The following is a 5,273-nucleotide window of genomic DNA, read 5'->3' on the forward strand; positions in this document are numbered from 1 at the left end:
CGTTCACCTGCCTTCTCGTACTAGTTCAGGCCGGTAGGGGTGTTAGCCCTGCTTCACGCCGAGCGCCATGTAGTCGTACATGGCGTAGGACGACGTGTAGTAGACGTTGGTCAGGTTGTCCGAGCGGTAGAACATCGCGCGGTCGAACACGACGGGCAGGATGGCGGCCTGCTCCATGACCAGGGTGTCGATCTGGGTGTAGATGTCGGCACGCTCGTCCGGGTCCTCGGTGGTGAGGGCCTGGTTCCAGAGCTCGTCGACCTCGGGGTCGTCCAGCTCGGAGGTGTTGTAGTTACCGGTCGCCTGGATGGCGTCGCCGGAGGTGATCTTGTAGCCGAAGCCGTAGCCGCTGGCCCAGTCCGGGATCCAGCCCGAGACGCTCAGACCGATGTTGTTGTCACGGACGTAGTCCTGGGAACCGGCGTACTGGGCGAAGAAGTCCTCGGCCGGGAACGTCTTGATCTCGACATTGATGTTGACGCGCTTGAGCGACTCCTGCAGCGACTCCGCCGTGGCCAGGTCGTTCGGGCGGCCGTCGCGGACGGCGATGACGGTGTCGAAGCCGTCGGGCTCGCCGCACTCTTCGAGCTTGGCCTGCGCGGCCTCCAGGTCGCCCTTGTTGTCCTCGGACGGGTACAGGTTGGACTCGGGGTTCGAGCCGGGGATGGTCGGCGGGAGCAGGTTGGTGGCCAGGTCGCCGCCGGTCTCGCCGCCCCAGGCGCGGTGCAGGCTGTCACGGTCGGCGGCGTAGGCGATCGCCTGGCGGCAGGCCGTGTCGATGTTCGGGGTGTGGATGTTGACGAAGCGCAGGGCACCCGACAGCGGGTTGTCCAGGTTGGCCTCGTAGGTCTCCAGGTCCTGGAGGAACTGGCTCTTCATGGTCGGGCCGACGCCGACACCGGAGAGGTCGACGTCCAGCTCGCCGTTGACGAGGCGCTGGTCGATCTCCTCCTGGGCGACACCGATCTCGACGGTGACCGCGTCCGGCAGGGCCGGGCGGATCGGGTCGGTCGCGGGGTCCCAGTGCTCGTTGCGGACCAGGTTCAGCTTGACGCCGGGCTCGTACTTGCCGTCGAACTTGTACGGGCCGGAGGAGAGGACGTTCTCCTGGTAGAGCCCACCGCGGTCGGCCTCCTCGGGAACCGGGGCGGTCTGCGGCTGGGTCAGGATGTAGGGGAACTCCGAGAAGCTCTCCTTGAGGTGGAAGACCAGCGTGTAGTCGTCCGGGGTCTCGATGGCGGTGAACTCGGCCATCGGGTCCGTGGAGTCGTAGACGTTGAAGGGCTCCTGCTTGAGGCTGGACTCGAAGTAGCGCGGGCCGTTGGGCAGCTCGCCGCCGTTGTAGTTGGAGCGGGCGATCGCGTACTTGATGTCCTGGGCGGTGATCTCGGAGCCGTCCTCGTACTTGAGGCCCTCCTGGATCTTGACCGTCCACTGGGTGAAGTTCTCGTTGGGCTCCGGCATGCCGGCGGCGAGGTCCGTGGTCAGCTCGGTGGACGCCTCGGCCGGGGCCGGGGTGAACGCCAGCAGCGTACGGGCGTAGTAGCGGGTGAAGTTCCAGCTGAAGCCGTAGTACGTGTCGCCCGGGTCCGTGGAGTCGAAGTCCGACGAGATGGCGTACCGCAGGGTGCCGCCGGCCTCGTCGGAGGGGTTCACGATGGACGTGGAACCGGCGTCGAAGCCGGCCGCCGCCGTGGTGTCGCCGGACTCGCCGGTGTCACCGCCGCCGCAGGCGGAAAGGAAGATCGACGCCGCCGCGCCGAGTGCGACGAAGCCGAGGGTGCGTTTCCTCAAGGAACTGCCTCTCTTGCGAACCTGATGTGGGGATGGATGGACCGTCCAAGGTGCCGTGCGCCCTTGTCGTGGTGCGGGCCGAGCGGGTGTGCCGCGCACCGGGCGCACGGACCTAGTCGGAGGTCTTGGGGTCGAAAGCGTCTCGGAGGCCGTCACCGAACAGGTTGAACGCGAGCACGGTGAGGAAGATGGCCAGGCCGGGGAAGAGGATGAAGTACGGGGCGGTGCCGTAGTGCGGCACCGCGTCGGAGAGCATCTTGCCCCAGCTGGGGGTGGGCGGGTTGATACCGACGCCCAGGAAGCTCAGGGCCGCCTCGAACAGGATGTTCGTGGGGATGAGCAGGGTGGAGTACACGACGATCGGCGTGATCAGGTTCGGCAGGATCTCCTTGAACAGGATGTGCCGGTTGCTGGCGCCCAGGCTGCGGGCGGCCTCGACGAACTCGCGCTCGCGCAGCGAGAGGGTCTGGCCGCGCACGATGCGCGCGATGTAGGGCCAGTTGAAGAAGCCGATGATGAAGACGATGACGCCGATGCGCAGGCCGTTGCCCTGTAGGCCCAGCACGCCCTCGGGGATGACGCCGACCAGGGCGATCGCGAAGAGCATCAGCGGGAAGGCCAGGAAGATGTCCATGGCGCGGCTGATGACGGTGTCGATCCAGCCGCCCTTGTAGCCGGCGATGATGCCCAGGATGGTGCCCAGGGCGACGCACAGCAGGGTGGACAGGAACGCCACCAGCAGGGAGATCTGGGCGCCGTAGACGATGCGGCTGAACAGGTCGCGACCGGTCTTGGGCTCCAGGCCCAGCAGGTGTTCGCCGCTGATACCGCCCCAGTTGTCGACCGCGGGGAGCATCGACCCGGGGGCCGGCTCCTTGTTCTCGGGGTCGACGTAGGGCAGGCCCGTGTTGGGCTCGATCAGGTCCTGGTTGAACTGGGTGGGCGGCATCCCGAACCACTTGGCCAACAGGGGCGCGAAGATCGCGGCCAGGATGAGCAGCACGACGATCACGCCGGACACCATCGCGACCTTGTCCTTGCGCAGGCGCTGCCACGCGATCTGGCGCAGGGACCGGCTGTCGGCGTCGCCGCGCCCACCCGGCACCTTGACGGCCGCGGCCGCAGCCTCGGGCTGCTCCGCCGACTCTGGGGCATGCGAGGGCGCGCTCATCAGGCCACCACTCTCCACTCATACGCTTCTGGCCGAGGGGGGACAGAGCCCACACGTGAGGCCTTCGGGGGGTGACCCATCGGGGTCTCACGGGTGGGGCCGGCCGGTTCTCGACGCTGGCTGGCGTGGGCGCCGGATCTGCGGTGCGGGAGGATCACCCGCCACCGCGGACCCCCGCCCGCGAACGTGCCCTGAGCCATACGAGGTGTTGGACACATCCACAGGGCGTTCCGCCCGGGTTGTTACACAGCGACAAACCTACTCGCCCCATGGGTGCATATCGTCCAAAGTTTGGCCATGTGGCTAAATCGTGACAAACGCCTAGTAATGCCACATATGCAGACAAATGCCTAGATTCTTCGCATTCGTCGGATGACCGCCCCGAACTGGGGAGACGCGGGTATATCGCCGGGCCAACCTTACGTGCGCGATCCACGCACGTCATCACCAAGCCGGACAAGCTATGGCAAGTGCTATGAGTCCGCCCGGGTTGATACGTTTCCGTTACTGTACGGAGTCCTTCCTGTTTGCGGAGGCCCTGACGCGTAGGGGTTTCGGACACGCTCCGTGGTTTCGGATGACCTCTGGGGCACCGCCGCCCGCAGGGGCCCGCGGGGCGTGTGTGACCCGACACACGACGGGGCCGCCCCGCGCGATGGCGGAGCGGCCCCGGACGACGGACCGGCGGCGGCCCTACTCGATGCCGTGCTTGCGGAGCAGGTCCTCGATGTCGCCGAAGTCGGACAGGTCGTCCTGCTTCCTGCCGCCCTTGGGGGCACCGCCGACCTGGCCCTTGGGAGCGGCCGGGGCACCGGCCGCGGGGGCCGCGCCCCCGGCGGCCTTGGGCTCCTTGGCGGCCTTGGGCCGGGCCTCGGCGCCCGCGCCCCGGGCGAGCATGAACCCCGAGACGACGTACAGCACCACGGCCAGCCCGGCCAGGGCGACGCCGGCCCATACCATCGGGTTGAAGATCAGTCCCATGAGGATGCCCAGGATGCTGAGCACGAACTGCCACACGGCGTTCATCAGCCCCAGCAGTCCCGCCGCCAGCGGCACCAGCGACCAGGCCACACCGCGCAGGCCGGAGGCCGGGCCCTTGGCCCGCCACACCAGGAAGCTGATGACGAGGCCCACGAGGGTGAGGCCGCCGCCCAGGATCACACCGGTCATCGTCGTCAGAGTGTCAGGCATGACACCAGTCTCCCATCCGGCACCGCCGCGCACATCGGGCCGATCCCCTAGGGCCGTTCCCCCAGTGAGGCCGCCCCCACCGGGGCCGTCACCCGCCGAAGCAGCCCCCGGCCCGGCGGTGCGGCCCGGGGTGCCCGTGCCCCCACCGTACCCACGGCGGCGGCGCCGTCACCGGGACGGCGCGCCCCGGATCGCCGATCACGGATCAGCGGTCGGCGACCAGGGACTCCAGCCACTCCAGGTCGACGCCCACCAGGCCGTCGCGGAACACCACGCCCTCGCGCGGCGGGATCTCCACGTGGTCGGGCACCGCGACCGTGACGCACCCGGCGTCGGCCGCGGCGGTCACGCCCACTACCGAGTCCTCGAACGCGACGCAGCGGCGGGGGTCCACGCCCAGGCGGCGGGCCGCCCGCAGGTAGGGGTCGGGGTGGGGCTTGTTGGCCGCCACCTCGTCGCCCGCCACCGAGTCGTCGAAGCTCTCCAGGCCGATGCCGTCGATGGCGTCGGCCACCAGCGCGCGTTCGGTGGAGGTCACCAGCGACACCGGGACCCCGGCCGCCGACAGCATGCGCACCAGTTCCTTGGCCCCCGGGCGCAGCCGGGCGCCGCCCGCGAGCTTGGCGCGGAAGCGGTCGTAGAGCAGGTCGGCGACGGCGCGCGGGGTGAGGTGGTCGGCGCCGGTCAGCTCGATGATGTAGCGGCCCACGGGCTCGGCGGCGTTGCCCACGTTGGCCTCGTGGTCGCGTTCGGTCCACACCCCGCCGAGTTCGGCGACCGTCTCGGCCTCCGCCTCGTTCCACAGGTGCTCGCTCTCGATGAGCGTGCCGTCCATGTCCAGGAGCACCGCCTGCAGGCGGCGTTCGGCGGTCGGGTGCGGGGTGCTGGTCTCGGTCATGCGCTCGGCGGCGGCCCCGGGTGGTGCGGGCGCGCCGCGCTCTCCCCTCGGATGCGGTGGTGTCGTCGACACGGCGGCCCCCCATCGTGGCTGTGCCGGGGAGCCCGGCCGTGAAGCCGGGCTGTCGCCGCCCTTTCCACCGTACGAACTCTCGGCCCGCCGCGGGGGACGAAAGCCGCGTATCCACCGAGAGGTGCCCCACACCGGGCCTCGGACACG

At 69.4% G+C, this 5,273-nt stretch carries 4 protein-coding genes; all 4 read right to left on the reverse strand.

Annotated features, from left to right (window positions below):
- Positions 1-42 precede the first annotated feature (42 nt).
- Entirely contained in the window at positions 43-1,794 is a 1,752-nt protein-coding gene (locus ACJOT3_RS32240; RefSeq protein ID WP_406976914.1) for an ABC transporter substrate-binding protein, read from the reverse strand.
- A 112-nt stretch (positions 1,795-1,906) separates the two neighbouring features.
- The gene (locus tag ACJOT3_RS32245; protein WP_406976915.1) at positions 1,907-2,965 is read right to left on the reverse strand and encodes an ABC transporter permease; all 1,059 of its coding nucleotides are present in this window, start codon (positions 2,963-2,965) and stop codon (positions 1,907-1,909) included.
- Between the two features lie 693 nt (positions 2,966-3,658).
- On the reverse strand, positions 3,659-4,156 hold the full coding sequence (locus tag ACJOT3_RS32250) for a cellulose synthase (RefSeq protein ID WP_406976916.1): 498 nt from the start codon (positions 4,154-4,156) through the stop codon (positions 3,659-3,661).
- A gap of 205 nt (positions 4,157-4,361) precedes the next feature.
- The gene (locus ACJOT3_RS32255; protein WP_406976917.1) at positions 4,362-5,054 is read right to left on the reverse strand and encodes an HAD family hydrolase; all 693 of its coding nucleotides are present in this window, start codon (positions 5,052-5,054) and stop codon (positions 4,362-4,364) included.
- Positions 5,055-5,273 lie beyond the last annotated feature (219 nt).

The organism is Nocardiopsis protaetiae (genome assembly GCF_045446735.1).
Classification (GTDB): domain Bacteria; phylum Actinomycetota; class Actinomycetes; order Streptosporangiales; family Streptosporangiaceae; genus Nocardiopsis; species Nocardiopsis protaetiae.